17 protein-coding genes and 1 tRNA gene are annotated in these 16,847 nt (G+C 62.8%); 17 read left to right on the top strand and 1 reads right to left on the bottom strand.

Features of this window, described 5'->3' with window-relative positions; all coding sequences use genetic code 11:
• Positions 1 to 68 precede the first annotated feature (68 nt).
• Together ACQRCA_RS04790 and rsgA are read left to right on the top strand one after the other, a co-directional pair.
• The gene (locus ACQRCA_RS04790; RefSeq protein WP_427719101.1) at positions 69 to 2,750 is read left to right on the top strand and encodes a cation-translocating P-type ATPase; all 2,682 of its coding nucleotides are present in this window, start codon (positions 69 to 71) and stop codon (positions 2,748 to 2,750) included.
• A 511-nt stretch (positions 2,751 to 3,261) separates the two neighbouring features.
• Positions 3,262 to 4,215, top strand: coding sequence for a ribosome small subunit-dependent GTPase A (gene rsgA / locus ACQRCA_RS04785; RefSeq protein WP_427719146.1), 954 nt, complete (start codon positions 3,262 to 3,264; stop codon positions 4,213 to 4,215).
• A 67-nt stretch (positions 4,216 to 4,282) separates the two neighbouring features.
• On the opposite strand, the gene ACQRCA_RS04780 is transcribed toward rsgA, so the two are convergent.
• Positions 4,283 to 4,486: a hypothetical protein gene (locus ACQRCA_RS04780; protein ID WP_195838599.1), complete on the bottom strand. Its 204-nt coding sequence runs from the start codon at positions 4,484 to 4,486 to the stop codon at positions 4,283 to 4,285.
• Between ACQRCA_RS04780 and cpaB the strand changes: the two genes are divergently transcribed.
• The 15 genes from cpaB to rsmI all read left to right on the top strand — a co-directional run bounded on the left by cpaB (position 4,473) and on the right by rsmI (position 16,841).
• Positions 4,473 to 5,132, top strand: a complete 660-nt coding sequence (gene cpaB, locus ACQRCA_RS04775) for a Flp pilus assembly protein CpaB (protein ID WP_427719097.1) — start codon at positions 4,473 to 4,475, stop codon at positions 5,130 to 5,132. The genes ACQRCA_RS04780 and cpaB overlap by 14 nt on opposite strands.
• Positions 5,132 to 6,769, top strand: a complete 1,638-nt coding sequence (locus tag ACQRCA_RS04770; protein WP_427719095.1) for an AAA family ATPase — start codon at positions 5,132 to 5,134, stop codon at positions 6,767 to 6,769. Before cpaB ends, ACQRCA_RS04770 begins: the two co-directional genes overlap by 1 nt.
• The gene (locus ACQRCA_RS04765) at positions 6,766 to 8,094 is read left to right on the top strand and encodes a CpaF family protein (protein WP_427719092.1); all 1,329 of its coding nucleotides are present in this window, start codon (positions 6,766 to 6,768) and stop codon (positions 8,092 to 8,094) included. The genes ACQRCA_RS04770 and ACQRCA_RS04765 overlap by 4 nt, the downstream gene beginning before the upstream one ends.
• Positions 8,067 to 8,993, top strand: a complete 927-nt coding sequence (locus ACQRCA_RS04760; protein WP_427719089.1) for a type II secretion system F family protein — start codon at positions 8,067 to 8,069, stop codon at positions 8,991 to 8,993. The genes ACQRCA_RS04765 and ACQRCA_RS04760 overlap by 28 nt, the downstream gene beginning before the upstream one ends.
• On the top strand, positions 8,990 to 9,631 hold the full coding sequence (locus ACQRCA_RS04755) for a type II secretion system F family protein (RefSeq protein WP_427719087.1): 642 nt from the start codon (positions 8,990 to 8,992) through the stop codon (positions 9,629 to 9,631). Before ACQRCA_RS04760 ends, ACQRCA_RS04755 begins: the two co-directional genes overlap by 4 nt.
• Positions 9,632 to 9,641: 10 nt before the next feature.
• The gene (locus ACQRCA_RS04750; RefSeq protein WP_427719148.1) at positions 9,642 to 9,875 is read left to right on the top strand and encodes a hypothetical protein; all 234 of its coding nucleotides are present in this window, start codon (positions 9,642 to 9,644) and stop codon (positions 9,873 to 9,875) included.
• Between the two features lie 293 nt (positions 9,876 to 10,168).
• Positions 10,169 to 10,399 carry a hypothetical protein gene (locus ACQRCA_RS04745; RefSeq protein WP_154517646.1) on the top strand — a complete coding sequence of 77 codons (231 nt, stop codon included), beginning with the start codon at positions 10,169 to 10,171 and terminating at the stop codon, positions 10,397 to 10,399.
• 1 nt (position 10,400) lies between these two features.
• Positions 10,401 to 10,619 (top strand): hypothetical protein, encoded by a 219-nt coding sequence (locus ACQRCA_RS04740; RefSeq protein WP_154517649.1) that lies wholly within the window; start codon positions 10,401 to 10,403, stop codon positions 10,617 to 10,619.
• Positions 10,555 to 11,091, top strand: a complete 537-nt coding sequence (locus ACQRCA_RS04735) for a TadE/TadG family type IV pilus assembly protein (protein ID WP_427719083.1) — start codon at positions 10,555 to 10,557, stop codon at positions 11,089 to 11,091. The genes ACQRCA_RS04740 and ACQRCA_RS04735 overlap by 65 nt, the downstream gene beginning before the upstream one ends.
• Positions 11,092 to 11,167: 76 nt before the next feature.
• Positions 11,168 to 13,228, top strand: coding sequence for a hypothetical protein (locus tag ACQRCA_RS04730; RefSeq protein ID WP_427719081.1), 2,061 nt, complete (start codon positions 11,168 to 11,170; stop codon positions 13,226 to 13,228).
• Positions 13,228 to 13,704 carry a hypothetical protein gene (locus ACQRCA_RS04725; RefSeq protein WP_427719078.1) on the top strand — a complete coding sequence of 159 codons (477 nt, stop codon included), beginning with the start codon at positions 13,228 to 13,230 and terminating at the stop codon, positions 13,702 to 13,704. The genes ACQRCA_RS04730 and ACQRCA_RS04725 overlap by 1 nt, the downstream gene beginning before the upstream one ends.
• A complete protein-coding gene (locus ACQRCA_RS04720) occupies positions 13,701 to 14,060 on the top strand; it encodes a DUF192 domain-containing protein (protein WP_427719076.1) in 360 nt (119 codons plus the stop codon). Before ACQRCA_RS04725 ends, ACQRCA_RS04720 begins: the two co-directional genes overlap by 4 nt.
• 158 nt (positions 14,061 to 14,218) lie before the next feature.
• Positions 14,219 to 14,291 (top strand) — tRNA-Phe (locus ACQRCA_RS04715).
• 603 nt (positions 14,292 to 14,894) lie between these two features.
• Complete coding sequence (locus tag ACQRCA_RS04710; RefSeq protein WP_427719073.1) at positions 14,895 to 15,956, top strand: glycoside hydrolase family 5 protein; 1,062 nt, start codon at positions 14,895 to 14,897, stop codon at positions 15,954 to 15,956.
• Positions 15,957 to 15,962: 6 nt separating this feature from the next.
• Complete coding sequence (rsmI, locus tag ACQRCA_RS04705; RefSeq protein ID WP_427719071.1) at positions 15,963 to 16,841, top strand: 16S rRNA (cytidine(1402)-2'-O)-methyltransferase; 879 nt, start codon at positions 15,963 to 15,965, stop codon at positions 16,839 to 16,841.
• Positions 16,842 to 16,847: the final 6 nt, after the last annotated feature.

Raw genomic sequence — 16,847 nt, 5'->3', positions numbered from 1 at the left:
CCTTCTCCTGGGAATTATGATCGGGCATCAATCTGCTGAGTGGCCCGAATCCCAGGAGGGGACTCTATATGCAAAAGGAATACCTGTCCGCCGCGGCGGAGGTGCTCAGCGACCAAGGTGTCGATGAGAACCTCGGCCTGAGCAACGGCGAGGCGTCGTCGCGCCTCGCCAAGACAGGCCCTAACAAGCTTGAGGAAGCCGAGAAGACGCCGCTGTGGAAGCGTTTCTTTGAGCAGATGGCCGACCCCATGGTCATCATGTTGATCGTTGCCGCCGTTATCAGCGCGCTCACGGGCATGGTTAAGGGCGAGGCGGACTTTGCCGATGTCGCCATCATCATGTTCGTCGTTATCGTCAACTCGGTGCTGGGCGTGGTCCAGGAAGCCAAGAGCGAGGAGGCCCTCGAGGCGCTTCAGGAGATGAGCGCGGCGCAGTCCAAGGTTCTACGCGACGGCAAACTCGTGCACCTGCCGAGCGCCGAGCTCGTACCCGGCGACGTGATCATGCTCGAGGCGGGCGACTCCGTCCCGGCCGACTGCCGCGTGCTCGAGAGCGCCACGATGAAGATCGAAGAGGCCGCGCTCACCGGCGAGTCCGTGCCGGTCGAGAAGCACGCCAACGTGATCGAGCTTGCCGCGGGCACCGATGACGTGCCGCTCGGCGACCGCAAGAACATGTGCTACATGGGCTCCACCGTTGTGTACGGCCGTGGCCGCGCCGTCGTGGTCGGCACCGGCATGGATACCGAGATGGGCAAGATCGCCGGTGCCCTGGCCGAGGCCAAGGAAGAGCTCACGCCGCTGCAGGTGAAGCTCGCCGAGCTCAGCCGTATCCTCACCATTATGGTGATCGTCATCTGCGTCGTGATCTTTGGCGTCGACATCGTCCGCCACGGCGTGGGCAACGTCCTTACCGACCCGACTGCCCTGCTCGACACCTTTATGGTCGCCGTCTCGCTCGCCGTCGCTGCCATCCCCGAGGGCCTGGTCGCCGTCGTGACCATCGTGCTGTCGCTTGGCGTGACCAAGATGGCCAAGCGCCAGGCAATTATCCGCAAGCTCTCTGCCGTCGAGACTCTCGGCTGCACGCAGACCATCTGCTCCGACAAGACCGGTACCCTTACCCAAAACAAGATGACCGTCGTCAAGCACGAGCTCGCTGCGCCTAAGGAGAAGTTCCTGGCAGGTATGGCGCTGTGCTCCGATGCCCAGTGGGACGAGGAACTGGGCGAGGCCGTGGGCGAGCCGACCGAGTGCGCGCTCGTCAACGATGCCGGAAAGGCGGGCCTCACTGGTCTGACTGCCGAGCACCCGCGCGTGGGCGAGGCCCCGTTTGACTCGGGCCGCAAGATGATGTCCGTGGTCGTTGAGACCCTGGACGGCGAGTACGAGCAATACACCAAGGGCGCGCCCGACGTGGTGATCGGCCTGTGCACCCACATCTACGAGGGCGATAAGGTCGTCCCCCTGACCGAGGAGCGTCGTGCCGAGCTCGTGGCCGCCAACAAGGCCATGGCCGACGAGGCCCTGCGCGTGCTGGCGCTGGCAAGCCGCACCTACACCGAGGTCCCGAGCGACTGCAGCCCCGCCGCGCTCGAGCACGACCTGGTCTTCTGCGGCCTGTCCGGCATGATTGACCCGGTCCGCCCCGAGGTCGCCGACGCCATCCGCGAGGCCCACGATGCCGGTATCCGCACCGTCATGATCACGGGCGACCACATCGACACCGCCGTGGCCATTGCCAAGCAGCTGGGCATCGTCGCCGATCGCAGCCATGCCATCACCGGTGCCGACCTCGATCGCATGAGCGACGAGGAGCTCGACGCGCACATCGAGGACTACGGCGTGTACGCCCGCGTCCAGCCCGAGCACAAGACCCGTATCGTCGAGGCTTGGAAGTCGCGCGACCAGATCGTGGCCATGACGGGCGACGGCGTCAACGACGCCCCGTCCATCAAGCGTGCCGACATCGGCGTCGGCATGGGCATCACCGGTACCGACGTTACCAAGAACGTCGCCGACATGGTGCTTGCCGACGACAACTTCGCCACCATCATCGGTGCCTGCGAAGAGGGTCGCCGCATCTACGACAACATCCGCAAGGTCATCCAGTTCCTGCTTTCGGCCAACCTTGCCGAGGTGTTCTCGGTGTTTATCGCCACGCTCATCGGCTTTACCATCTTCCAGCCGGTGCAGCTGCTGTGGGTGAACCTGGTCACCGACTGCTTCCCCGCGCTCGCGCTGGGCATGGAGGATGCCGAGGGCGACATCATGAAGCGCAAGCCGCGCAACGCCAAGGACGGCGTCTTTGCCGGCAATATGGGCCTGGACTGCGTGGTCCAGGGCTTGATCATTGCCGCGTTGGTGCTGGCGAGCTTCTTTGTGGGCGTGTACTTTGATATGGGCTACATCCACATCTCCGACATGATCGCCGGCGTCGCCGACGAGGAAGGCGTGATGATGGCCTTCATCACGCTCAACATGGTCGAGATCTTCCACTGCTTTAACATGCGCAGCCGCCGCACGTCGCTGTTTAAGATGAAGAAGCAGAACAAGTGGCTGTGGGCCTCTGCCGCGCTGGCGCTGGTGCTGACGGTGATCGTAACCGTGCAGCCGACGCTTGCCGAGATGTTCTTTGGCCCCGTGACGCTTGAGCTCAAGGGCGTTATCGCCGCGCTGGGCCTTGCCTTCCTGATCATTCCGCTGATGGAGATCTACAAGGCGATCATGCGCGCGGTCGAAAAAGAGTAGCGTTCCTGTCCGGGCCCGACCGCCTGCGGGGTTTCCACGGGCACGTCCTCGCCGCTTTGCGGCTGCGGGATGTGCCCTTAGGAAACCCCTCCCGGCGGGCGGGCCCTGCGGCATCCTTGCTGGCTTTTCTCCCGCGCGGATGATAAAGGGCTGAGGGAAAGTTTGTGAGCCGGTCGAGCGTTTGCTCGACCGGCTCTTTTTGAGTTAGGGCTTTGCCCGGCCAGCTCTTTTTGATTTAAAATACCTGCTCAGTTGTGATTTGTGGTGCTGGGAGGCGCTTGTGGGCAAGGCTAGGGCTAAGGCGAAGAAAAAGACGACGGGGGCGCGGGCCAAGCGTGATCGTCGTCGGAAGCTTGCGACCGAAGCCCCCGCGTCTGCCGAGGAGCTGCTGGCGAGCGTGCCGGGACTCGATGCGCTGCAGGATGTTCCGGCGTTTGGCGATCTGCCGGTCGCCGCGGCTCAGCAGGCAGCATTTGACGATTTTTGCGCCCACGCCGAGGAGCCCGAGCAGATGCAGCTGGGTGCCGTGGTGCGCTTAGATCGCGGGTTTCCGCTGGTGGCGACGGCCGACGATACCTTTCGTGCCGAGCATGCCGTGGGGTTTGCCAAGTCGCGTGGCGAGGACGAGGTGCTGCTGCCGGCTGTGGGCGACCGTGTGGCGGTGCGTCGTGCACCCGGGCACGACATGGGCGTAATCGAATGCGTCCTGCCGCGACGCACGAGTTTTGAGCGTTGGCGTGGCCGCGCCCGCGGCGAGCGTCAGGTGCTTTGTTCCAACGTGGATAGCGTGCTGATCGTGCAGGCACTTGGCGCCGGCGAGGTGCTGCTCGACCGCGTGGCGCGCTCGCTGGTTTTGGCGCTCGACTGCGATGCCGAGCCGGTGGTGGTGCTTACCAAGGCCGACCGCTGCGAGGCCGCGGAACTCGAGCGCGATCTGGATCGCGTGCGCCGTCTGGTGGGCCCGGACGTGCGCGTGATCGTGACGTCCTCTGCCGAAGGCCGTGGTTTGGATGAGGTGCGCGCCTGTGTGCCGGCGGGAACGTGCGCCATGATCCTGGGTGAGTCGGGGGCCGGAAAGTCGACGCTGCTCAATGCGCTGCTGGGCCACGATGCGCTGGCTACCGGTGGCGTGCGCGAGCGCGACGACCAAGGCCGCCATACCACGGTCGCGCGCGTGATGGTGGCGCTGCCGGGCGACGCCGGCGTCATTGCCGACGCTCCGGGCCTGCGCAGTTTGCCACTCGTTGGTCACGAGCGGGGCCTAGCGCGTGCCTTCCCCGAGATCGTCGAGGCGTCGCGTGCGTGTCGGTTTGGCGACTGCACGCATACCCACGAACCGGGCTGCGCCGTTCGCGATGCCGCCGATGCCGGGCAGATCGATAGCCTGCGCCTGGAAACGTTCCAAAACTTGGCGTCATCCATGCGTGTGAGTGCCCAAATGCTCGATCCCGATGTCCATCTGTAATTGAATTTATCTATGACAGCCGTCTTCCAACTGTGCGGGAGGCGGCTTTTTTACTGGCGATGCGCCCTTAAATGAGCGTTTTGCCGACGCGCTGACCAAAACCTTGCCGCGGGCTTGACGGGTTGGTCAGCTCTTGGCTGGTAATTGGTTTGACACTTAAAACCAAGATGGTGATCGCGCTGTTTTGTTGCTTGGCCGCTCGGACAATAGTGGTACGGGCATCCCATCCGCCCAGTGCTGTCTTGAGAGGAGCTGCCGTGAACAAGAGCAAGCGCATCGCCATCAGTCTGGCAGCGGGCGTGCTCGCCGCGGCACTCTGCATGGTTTACGGGTCATCGGTTCGTTCGCGGGCCGAGCAGGCCCAGGCCGAAACCTTGGCCAAATACGGTGGCGATCGCGTCGAAGTTTGCGTTGCCGCACGTGATATCGATGTGGGTGAGACCCTCGACGAGACCAATGTCGTAACCCAAGAGTGGCTCGCGAGCCTGCTGCCGCGCGATGCGGCGACCGAGCTGCGCCAGGTGCGTGGCGACGTGACGACCTCGCGTATTCCCAAAAATGCCGTGGTCTGCGATGTCTACACCAAAGCCGAGAGCCATACGCTCGAGGTGCCCAAGGGCAAGGTTGCCGTTTCGGTGGCGGTCGATGCCGAGCATTCGGTGGGCGGAGCCGCAGGCGTGGGCAGCTACGTGGATGTGTACGTGCAAAAAGACGGCGTGACCGACCGGCTGTGCGGCGCGTATGTGATCGATACCAGCGACGAGGCCGGTGCCACGCGCGAAGGCAAGGTCGAGTGGGTGACGCTGGCGGCCGACCCCAAAGACGTCAAGGAATTGCTGGGAGCCTCGGGCAAGGGAACGGTCAGCTTGACGATTCCCGCCACGGCACGCGGCAAAAAGAGCGGAGGCGACGAGTGATGAAGGCGATCTGGCTTGCGTGCTGCGCGTGTGGCGATTACGGACTGCTGCAGCAGGAAGTCGAGGGCCGCGATGCGGGCGCGCAGGTGCTTCGCGTGGGCGACCTAGACGGGTTGGTGTCTATGGCTCGGGCGTTTCCTTCGCGCCGTGGCGCTGCCATTATCGCGGCATCCCTGTTTGATACTAAAGATGTGCGAGAGACCGTCGCGCGCCTGACTGCCGAAGGACGCGTGAGCCGCGTCGTCGTGTTGATAGAGGCGCTCGATCCGTCGGATATCGAGGGGCTGTTTCGCGCGGGGGCGACCGAGGTCATCGCTGCGCACAGCATATGCGGCAGCGGACATGTGGGCGAGGGAGCGGTTGATTCCGATTGGGGCGTGTCGCCTGAGCCCGATGTTTTTGTTGATAGGGAACCCGGGGCGCCTCGCGCTACAAGAGGCCCGCGTGTTGATGACTATGGGAAAGCGGAAGCCGAGCATGTTCGGCGCCCCCCGGGCCCCCTTGCATGTGGTGACGTCGGAGCGTCGGTGCCGTATGGCGAAGACCTCCTGGCCGTAGATATGGGATACGTGCACGGCGTGAGCCTGGCCGATGGACTCGATGAGGTCGAGGGCCTTGTCGCGGGTGATGGCCCGCACGTCGACGTGACAGCGGAATCCCCAGTTCCGCCCCTACAGTTTGAGCAGCCTGCCGTGCCGGCGTGGACGCAGCACTTGGGTGCGGCTGGCGAGACGGGGACGTTGCCGCCCACGTCGTCAGCCCCTGCACCGCTGGCAGACACTGCGTCGACATCGCATCGAGCTCCGGTCATCTGCGCCATTTCGGGTTCGGGCGGCTGTGGCAAATCGACGATTGTCGCCACGATGGCGCATGCCGCTTCGTTGCTGGGTCTGCGAGCTGCCGTACTCGATCTGGACCTAATGTTTGGAAATCTCTACGACTTGCTGGGCGCCGATGCCCCACATGACATGGCGACACTTATCGAGCCGTCGGTCGCGGGCTCACTTGCGGAGCCAGACGTGGTCGCTGCATCGATGCGCGTTGCCCCAGGCGTTACGCTTTGGGGGCCTGTCGCAGCGCCCGAGCGCGCCGAGCTCATGGCGCGTCCGGTAGAGCTGCTGCTCGACATCTTGCGTCGTGAGTCCGACGTGGTCCTTATCGATACCTCGGTCTTTTGGGGCGATGCCGTGGCGGCTGCGGTGGCGGCGTGCGACCGTTGCCTTGTCGTGGGTGATGCGGCAGTTTCTTCCGCGACGTCTGCAGCGCGCGTCATTGAGCTGGCGAGCCGTGTGGGCGTGCCGCGCACGCGCATGAGCGCCGTATTCAACCGATTTGGCGCGCGTGGGGCGGACGAGGATGTCGCCATGCGCTTTGAGATTGCCTGTGCGTTGAGCTCCAAGATTCGTATCGCCGATGGCGGGCAGGATCTCGCCGCGCTCATGGCGTTTGGGCGCGCTGACGAGGCAGTGGGGCAGACCAGCGCTTTTGCGACCAGCGTGCGCGAGGCCACGCGTGAGATGCTCGTGGAACTGGGGTGCGCCGTCGGCCCTTGGAGCGATATGGTCGCCGACCGTGCAACGCGCACCGAACGCCCGCGCATCCGCCTTCCCTGGTCGCGTGAGGGTGATTGCCGATGAGCCTGCAAACGAGAATTAAAGCAGCCGGTGCGGCAGCGGCGACGGCGCCTGTCGATGCGGGACGTCACCGTGCCGTTAAGCGCCGCACCAAGCGCGCCGTGATGGACCGCATGGGCTATGACGAGGTGGCGCGTATCAGCGCCTACATCGACCCGGTGCTTGCCCGCTCGGAATTACGTCCCGCGGTGGAGGCGGCGCTCAACGTGGAGGAGCCGACCGATCTGGCGACGCCCGAGCGCGAGACCATCATCGATGAGATTTTGGATGACGTGGTGGGCCTGGGGCCGCTGCAGCCGCTCATCGAGGACGACACCGTTACCGAGATCATGGTCAACGGCTGCCGCTCGGCCTTCTTTGAGCGCGGCGGCGTTTTGTATCCCATCGAGCATGCGTTTGAGGACGATGAGCAGATTCGTGTGCTCATCGACCGCATTATCTCGCCGCTGGGCAGGCGCATCGACGAGCGCAGCCCCATCGTCAACGCCCGCCTCAAGACGGGATATCGCGTTAACGCGGTGATCCCGCCTGTGGCGATCGATGGGCCGATCCTCACTATCCGCAAGTTCTCCGACCGCATCTGTTCGCTGGACGAGCTCGTGGGGCTGGGATCGCTGCCGCTTTGGTATGCGCAGCTGCTTTCGTGTGCGGTGTCGCTGCGGCAGGATTTGGCGGTTGCGGGCGGCACGGGATCGGGCAAGACCACGCTGCTCAACGCGCTGTCGTGCGAGATATCAACCGGCGAGCGCATCGTGACGATCGAGGACTCCGCCGAGCTCAAGTTTGCACATCACCCGCATGTGGTTCGCCTGGAGGCGCGCGAGGCATCAATTGAGGGCGAGGGCGCGGTGACGATCCGTGACCTGGTGACCAACGCCCTGCGCATGCGTCCCGACCGCATCGTGGTGGGCGAGGTGCGCGGCGCGGAATGTTGCGACATGCTGCAGGCCATGAACACCGGGCACGATGGGTCGCTCACCACGCTTCATGCGGGCACCGAACAAGAGACCGTGGTGCGTTTGACGCTGCTTGCGCGCTATGGCATCGATCTGCCGAGCGAGCTTATCGAGGAACAAATCGCTATGGCGCTCGACGGCATCGTGATGTCCGAGCGCCATGCGGACGGCCGGCGTTTTGTGTCCTCCTATTCGGGGGTGCGACGCGGCGCGTCGGGTGGCGTGGAACTCGAGCGCTACGTGACCTTCGATGCCGCCGAGCGCACCTGGACCCTCAACCGCGAGCCGCCGTTTATCGCAGAGGGCTTGCGCTCGGGAACGCTTACGCAGGAGGAGGTGGACGAATGGAGGTCGTTGTGCCCCTCGTCGTAGGGGGCCTTGCCGGGTTTTCGGTCGCGACGGTATGCGGAGTGGAGCCTCATGTGCCGCAGGTGCCGCCGGCGGAGCTGGTGCGCCATATGTTTGAATCGGTGGCCGAGAAGCTGCCACGCGAGCTGGTGGAAAACGATCTGCTGAAAAAGATCGCCCGTTCGTGGGCATCGTTGGCTCCCGTGCGCCGCATCGGTCTTGTCGTTGAGGATGATGCTTCACGCTTAGCGTTCCTGTTGCTATCGAGTGGCGTCTGCTGCCTTGCACTTGCCGTGGTGTCGCTATCGCCCATCGGCTTTGTTTTGGGAGCGGTTGCGCCCTTTGCCGCGGGCGCCGCACGCGACATCTTTGACCACCGACGCGAGCAGCGCGATGTGGAGGAAGCCATGCCCGAGGCCTTTACGGCACTTTCCATGTCGCTTGCCTCGGGACATTCGCTGGCCCAGGGTATGCGGTTTGTGGGCGCTCACGCGCAAGAGCCGGTGCATACCGAGTTTCTGCGGGTGGCGGCGGCGATCGACTGTGGCATTTCGGCTGCCGATGCGCTCGACGACCTGCTTGTCCGCATCGACGCCCCCGGGCTTTCGCTTGTCACGTTGGCGCTCAAGGTGTCGCAGCGGACCGGTGCCCCGCTTGCCGATCTGCTGTCCGAGGCGTCGAGCATGGTGGGGGAGCGTATTGAGCTCAAGCGCCGCCTGGATGTCAAAACGTCGCAGGCGCGCATGTCGGCGCATATGGTCGCGGCGATGCCGGCGGGTATGTGCGCGGTGCTGGCCCTGCTTTCGGCAGATTTTCGCTACGGTCTCGCAACGCCGGTAGGCGCCGGTGCCGTGGTTCTGGGGCTTGCCCTTAACGGCGTCGCCCTAATGGTTATCCGACGCATTATGCGGGTGGAGCTGTGAGCGCCCTGGTTGCCGCCGCGGCTTGCCTGTGCGCCTTCGGCGTATTTGTCGCGACGGGCCTGGAGCGCTCGGATGTGCGCAAGACCATGGAGATTTTCAGGGGCGAGGCGGTGCTGGTCGTTGCTGCGGCCCATTCGGTGATCGATGCCGCTATTGCGCGGGTGAGGGGCGCATTTGGCGTGGACAACTCAGCGCAGGTTTCGCTCGGCGAGGTGTCCGAGATGATTGATGTGGTGCGCCTGGGGCTTTCCGCCGGCCTTTCGTTCGATGCGGCGCTCGAGATCTTTTGCGCCAATCGTCGATCGGCGCTGACTGTTCGGCTTGAACGGGCATGCATGGCGTGGCAGGTGGGCGTGGGAGCGCGCGAGGACGAGTTGTTGGCGGCCGCGCAGGACCTGGACGTGCGGGCGCTCGAGACCTTTGCCATTACGGTGGGTCAAGCGCTCGCCTTGGGTGCCCCGCTTGCCGAGACCCTTGCTGCCCAAAGTCGCGAGATCCGCGCCGCCCATCGTGCCGCGGTCGAGCGCGAGATTGAACGAGCGCCCGTCAAGCTGCTGATTCCCACCGGCACGCTCATCTTGCCGGCGCTGCTGTTATCCATATTGGGCCCGCTGCTGGGAGCAGGCGGGATGATGTAGGGAGGAATACATGAACAAAATGGCTGACGTTATGGGTAGGGTTTGGAGCCGGACGCTTTACCGTGCAATGCGTTCCTGTCAACGTGCCAAGGCGCTGGTACAGGAGGAAAGCGCGCAGGGTACCACCGAGTACGCCATCTTGGTCGGCGTGCTCGTGGTAATCGCGATCATTGCCATCGTTGCATTTAAGGGCAACGTCGAAAAGCTATGGAACGCGATCAAAGACGGCATCAACAGCCTGTAGAAGGCGGGCATTCTGTTGGCGTGCTGCTGGTGCTCGCTTGCCTGATTGTGGCGATAGCGGCGACGCTCTGGGGGCTGAATGCCGTGCGACAGCAGCGTTCTGGGGCCGTCGCGGATGGGAGCTCGGGCGCGGTGGCGCCTCCCGATGACAAAGCGCGGGACACGGCCGACAGGGATGCCGCCGTCACGGCACAAACTTTTCTGCGCGCCCTCGACGAACGGGCGGATGCTGCGGCGGGTCCATCTGCGGACAACGCAGTCGCAGCCCGGCTGACATGGGCCGAGGAGCGACCGATGACCGAGGCTGCCGCGGACCTGTTGCGTGTCTATCGCGAGGTGCCCACAGCCCAGCTCGCCCTAAGCGGTTACCTCGACATCAAGGGCAACGTATGGGGCGCCATCGTGCGCGATGGGCGCGGCTGGGTCGACATGGTGACGGTTGCCGCGGATGCCGGCGACGCCTCGTGCCGCTTACGCGCGGTGCGCTTGGTTCCGCAAGCATCGGGGTCAAAGGAGGGATCGTGAAATGCTTGACGTTTTGCGCGAGGAGTCTGCCCAATCGACCGTTGAGTACGCCATCGTCACCATGGCGCTGCTTTCCATTGTGCTGGCGATTGCGGGGCTTTGGCGCGCCGGCACCGACGGACGCTTGGCGGCGTTGGCTGCACGGGCGGCGTCCCATGGCGTCGCCTCGACATCGGTTATCGACGCCGCCGCAGGCGCCAAAGACATCGCACTCTATTGATATCGCGCGCGAGGATTGGGCGCAGTCCACGGTCGAGGCCGCTTTTTTGCTGCCGACGTTTTTGACGCTCATCCTGCTTGCGCTGCAGCCGGTGTGCCTGCTCTATACGCGCGCGGTCATGGAGTCTGCCGCCGCCGAGACGGCGCGGCTTATGACCACGACGACGGCGGAGGACGACGACCTCAAGGAGTTTGCCCGCCGCCGTCTCTCCGCGGTGCCCGATGTCTCGATCTTTCACGCCGGCGGACCGTTGTCGTGGGATATCGAGCTTGGCCGAGCGGGCGCAGAGGGCGTTTCGTCTGTATCTATCGCGGGTGATGTAAAGCCGCTGCCCGTGATCGGCGCGTTCGCGCAGGCCATGGGCAATGTGGGGGGAGGAGGGAATGTTGAGTTGAAAGTCGACGTTTCGTATCGATCGCGTCCCGGATGGCTGGAGGGAGACTATGATTCGTGGATTGCCGCGTGGGATTAGGCGTCGCCTGCTGCGAATGATGCGAGGGCTCGTGTGCCGTTGCCGGTCGAATGCCCGCCGCAAGCGGGGCGGCTTCATGGGCCGCTCCGGTATCGACTTGTTTATCGAGGACGGTGCCTACACTACGCTTTCTTCGGCGGTCGTCATACTTGTGGTGCTTACGCTGCTGTTTTCGTCGACGGCGGCGATATGGAGTATGTCGCGTGCCGGGGATACCCAGGTGGCGGCCGATAGCGGTGCTCTGGCGGGTGCCAACGTGATATCGTCCTACCATACAGCAGCCACGGTGGTGGATGCGAGCATTTTGAGCTTGGGCCTGGCGGGGTTTGCCACAATCGGCACCGGCTTGGTTGCCATGCTGGTGCCGGGTGGGAAAATAGCCGCAAGCGATATGGTCGATACCGGGATTGAGATTATTAAAACGCGCAATAGGTTTGCCAAAAGTGCGTCGGAGGGTTTGCAAAAAGTCGAAACGGCTCTGCCATATCTGGTTGCCGCGCGAGCTACGCAGGCTGTTTCGGCGCAGGATACCGATAACGTGACCTATACCGGCACAGCGCTCGCCGTGCCCAGGACATCGGAGTCGGACTTTGTTGCGCTCGAGGGGTCAGAAATCTCGACCGATGCCATCGAGAGCACCTCAAAAGACCTTGACTATGCTGCCAAGGAACTGAAGAAAGCGTCCGAGAAAACGTCAAAGGCCAAGGAACGCGCCTGGCTTGCCGACTGCGGCGGATCGGACAGAGGCGCAGTCGGAAGCTGTTCGTGCATGTGGGAACGCGCGAGGAGCTTGGCAAAGCTTTCGGATATTGAGAATCCGCACTATGCCTCGAGTGTCACATGGGAGCCGCAAGTGGCGCTCGATCGCGCGAAGGCCTATTACCGCTCGCGCCTTGCAAACGAGGCACCTCAGGGCTCAAGCGTCGAGACGAAGGCGGAGTCGGCGGCGCGCGAGGCGTTTTACACCTATGCGAGTACAGAGGTCAATCGTGCATATGTAACCGAGGACGGAGATGAAGTCACTTCCCATATCCCGCTGTTGCCGCGCAACTCTGAAGAGGTGCGAGCGACGGAACTCTATACCGATGCGGCGTGGCCAATTAGTACCATCGATGACAAGACGTATCTGCATTACGGAACGAGTTGCCCCAACTATAAGAAGGGGTCGCCAGGCGGGTTAGCCTCGGTTGCCGATTATGACGGGCAGGACAGATGCAACAGATGCCATTTTGGCGTTTCGTCGCTCGGTGCCGTTGCAGCGCCTTCGACTTCTATCGAAAACGGCTTCGAATACCACTTTGACAAGTTCAAAGATGCCCTGGAAGACTACGTCGACTGCCGCAACAAAGAACTCGAACTTGAGCGTCAGACCGAGGATGAGGCCGACCGTGCGGGCAATGCGTTTGACCAGGCCATCAAGGCGCTTTCGGGCGAGCGGCCGCGTATCGCCCCGCCCGGCCGAAACGGCGTGGTCTCCTTTGCGGTCTCGGGCGATATGACCAGTCCCGGTAAGCTCAACTCTTCATTCAATAAGCCGGTTACGCTCGGCAGTCGCGGTGCAATCTCTGCCGCGGTCTTGGCTCCCGACAACGCGACGGCGCAAAACAACGTGCTCTCGCGGTTTTTCTCGACACTGGAAGAGCGCTCGGGCGGCGTTGCCGGCGTACTCGATGGCGTCATGGATGTTTGGGGACGCCTGCTTGTGGGATACGGAGACATCCAAGGTTCGGCCGACGAACTTATGGACGAGATGATTAAAGACCTAGGAGGGGGCAGCGGCGCGTTGGGCTCCATTGCATCGTGGCTCGGCGATACCGTTTCGGCGTCCGTGGCGGCGCTGGGTTTGGAACCGTGCGACTTGCGCCTGCGAAAGCCGGTGCTGACCGATTCCGCTAACGTCATTAAGAGTCCGGGGTCTGACATTGCCGGTCTCTCTCAAGCGCAAGACAAACTGCGAAGTATTCCGTTGGGCGTGACGGATCCCAAGGCGCTCTGCGAGGCGTTGGAATATCAAGTCGAACGCACCATTAGCGGTACGGTGTTCACACTTGCGGAGATTCCGTTGCCCGGCGGTGGTTCCATCCCGCTTACCGTCGATGTCGCTACGCTGGCGGGCGCCTTGGGCGGTGGATCGTAATGGGCGTTGGTGCAGTCTTGTACGAGGAGCGCGCCCAGGCGACGGTCGAGATGGCCGTGGTCGCTCCCGTTTTGCTGGCGCTTGCGCTCATTGTGTACAACGTCATGGTCTTTGCTGGCGCCGTTGCGCGCTTCGATCGCATGGTGCCCGATATCGTGCTGGCGCACGCTGTGGCGCCGGAAGGGGAGGGCGACAAGAGCTCTGTCGATGCCTCGATGCGTGTCCAGTCCGAGATTCAGGCGGCTATGCAGGGCTATAATCTGCAGGTCGAGGTCTCGAGCGAGCAGAGCTCGGCGTCGTCTGACGGCGGCTTGCTCTCTCTGTCCGGGACGTTTAGGACCTATGCCTGCGTCATGTACTATGAGCCGTGGCCTAGATTGCTCAGCATTGCCGGCGTTTCTCTGGGGACGCCGGCGAAGCTGTCGCACGAGCGCGCGGTTACGGTCGATCCGTGGCGACCGGGGGTGGTCATGTGAGCGCCGTCTTGTCTTATATCGCCTACGCGCGTGCGCTCAATAGGCTCGGTTGGTCGCCGGCAGAGTTTATGGTGGCAGAATCGTTTGGCGCACGCTTGCGCGGCATGCTGGGCCGCGTGCCGATTACGGCTGACGGACTGCCGCTCGTCATGGCGTTTCCGTGCTGCTCTTCGGTTCACACCTGTTTTATGGCTTATCCCATCGACATTGCCTTTATTGATTGCAGCGGCAATATCCTTGCACGCTACGAAAATGTCCGCCCCTGGCGCATGTGTTCCTGTCCCGGTGCTTGGGCGGTGCTGGAACGCCCTTCAATCTTTGTATCGCCCACTGTCTTGCAACGAGTGCAGGCTTGAAGGCCCTGAGCGAAAAACTTCTTGCGGCCGGTTGATGTCTCTGACGTGCTGCTTTACAGAACCGAGGCGGTGTCCAAAAACTTTTTTCAAATTCTCGGTTGACCGGAGCGCGTCCTTGGTTATACTAATCAAGCCTTGAAACAAGGCACACCTCAAATGGCTGGGTAGCTCAGTTGGTAGAGCAGAGGACTGAAAATCCTCGTGTCAGGGGTTCGATTCCCTTCCCCGCCACCTTGAATTGACTAGGACCTCTGCAAAGGGGTCCTTTTCTTTTATGTAGCCCCCGCACGGAATCGAACCCCGCGAGGGCGCGGAGCTGAGGAAACGCGATAGCGTTTGCCAGCGTAGCTCGCAAGGCGCGCAAGCGCCGCAGCGGTCCGTCCGCGCAGCGCGCGGACGCGATTCCCTTCCCCGCCACCTTGAATTGACTAGGACCTCTGCAAAGAGGTCCTTTTCTTTTATGTGGACCCGCGGAAAACGCATCCCAGAATTTCAATCCTGAGCGGGATGCGCTTTCCGCTTTAGGGGCGCTTGGGAAAATGCGACCCGGAATGACGTGAAATTACGGGACATGCTTTCCGGTTGGGCCCGCTGGCGGAAAATGCATTCCATTATTGAGCAAAAAAACGGGATGCGCCTTCCGGCGCCTGCCTTCGGCGCGCGTGCACATCTTGGCGTACCATCTCGGGTGTGCCCGCCCAGACATTACTCCTACTTTTGCGCCACTTTGCAGACCGTTCGATCGGCTGTCCGTGTGCGCGGGTATACTCAAAACGATACTTTTCCTATGCAATACGATGCGGGTTCGCCCTGCACGATTCGAAGGGGGCCGTGATGGAGAGGATACTCGGCGTTAATCTCTCTGGCTGGTTTATTCCCGAGCCTTGGGTGACCCCGTCGCTGTACGCGGCGACAGGTGCGTCCAATGCGGCGGAACTGCAAGAAGCCATGGGCACTGCTGCCTATAACGAGCGCATGCGTCGCCATTATGAGACATTCGTAAGCGAAGATGATTTTCGCCGTATGGCGCAGATTGGTCTCAATGCCGTGCGTTTGCCGGTGCCCTGGTATGCCTTTGGCTCGCAGGAGTCCGATGCGTCCTACATTTCGGTTATCGACTACATTGACCGTGCAATTGAGTGGGCTGCCAAGTACGACATTCGCGTGCTGCTCGATCTAGCGACTGTGCCCGGTGGCCAGGGCGATTCCAACGATTCGCCCACCACGCCGGAGGCTGTTGCCGAGTGGCATTCGTCCACCAACGGTCGTCACGTTGCGCTCGACGTGCTGGAGCGTTTGGCCGATCGCTACGGCGAAGCCGAAAGCCTTCTGGGCATTGAGCTGCTGGATGCACCTCGAATGAGTGTCCGCAAGAGTCTCTTTACCATGACGGATGGCATTCCGGCCCACTACCTGCGCAATTTCTATCGCGATGCCTACGAGCTCGTCCGTTCGTATATGCCCGAGGATAAGATCGTCGTCTTTTCGTCCTCAGGACATCCCGGCGAGTGGAAGCATTTTATGCGCGGCGCCAAGTACAAGAACGTCTACATGGACCTTCACCTGTACCATTACCGCGACGAGCATGCGCTCGACATCACGAGCCCCCGCGGGCTGACGACGGCGATTTCGCGTAACAAGCGCGAGCTTAAAGAAGCGATTTCAACTGGGTTCCCCGTGCTGGTGGGCGAATGGTCGGGCGCGGCGATCTTTGCCAACTCGTCGGTTACGCCCGAGGGCCGCAATGCCTACGAGCGCGTGTTTATCGCCAATCAGCTGGCTTCGTTTGCGCCGGCTGCCGGTTGGTTCTTCCAAACGTGGAAGACCGAGAAACGCATCGCAGCATGGGACGCCCGCGCGGCGCTCGGTACGCTCGAGCGCGGCATGATTGAATAGGTTGATATGACGCAAAACAGCGCCCATACGGGCAAACTCTATGTGGTCGGAACACCCATCGGCAACCTGGGCGACCTGTCTCCGCGCGTTGGCGAGGCGTTTGCCGCCGCCGATGCGATCTGCTGCGAGGACACGCGCGTGACCTCAAAGCTACTGATGCACCTGGGCATTTCCAAGCCGCTTGTCCGTTGTGACGAGAATGTGATCGCCAGCCGCGCCACCGGTCTGGTCGACCGCCTGCTGGCGGGTGAGACCCTCGCTTTTGCCTCGGATGCCGGCATGCCGAGCGTGTCCGATCCCGGCCAGGCGCTGGTCGAGGCGGCGCGCGAGGCCGATGTGCCCGTCGAAGTTATTCCCGGCCCCTCTGCTTGCGTCACGGCGCTCGTATCGTCCGGCATTCCCTGCGAGCATTTTTTCTTCGAGGGCTTTTTGGGCCGAAAGCACGGCGACCGCGTACGCCGTTTGCAGCGCCTTGCCGTGGTGCCCGGCGCGCTCATCTTCTACGAGTCTCCACATCGCATCGTGGCGACGCTCGAGGCCGTGGCAGAGGTCTTTCCCCAGCGTGAGGTTGCCGTCTGCCGCGAACTCACCAAGCTGCACGAGGAGGTCTTGCGCGGGACCGCCGCCCAGCTTGCCGAGGGGCTGCGTGCTCGCGGCGAAGTAAAGGGCGAGATTGCGCTGGTCATCGCGCCACCGAGTGAAGACGAGGAGACCGGCATCGTGCCGGTTGGCGCAGCGGCAGCGGATCCCGACGAGGCCCTGCGCGAGGATATCCGCGCCGCGCTCGAGGAGGGGGAGCCCGCCTCTGCGGTGGCCAAGCGTCTGTCTCAGAAGTATTCACGCCGCAAACGCGATGTCTATGCCATGGTGCTCAATATGCAATAGATGGAG

The sequence above is a fragment of the Collinsella sp. SGI.095 genome, assembly GCF_050314535.1.
GTDB lineage: Bacteria > Actinomycetota > Coriobacteriia > Coriobacteriales > Coriobacteriaceae > Collinsella.
Note: the sequence above shows the minus strand (reverse complement) of the source record. Positions and strands in the feature narration are given on the sequence as shown.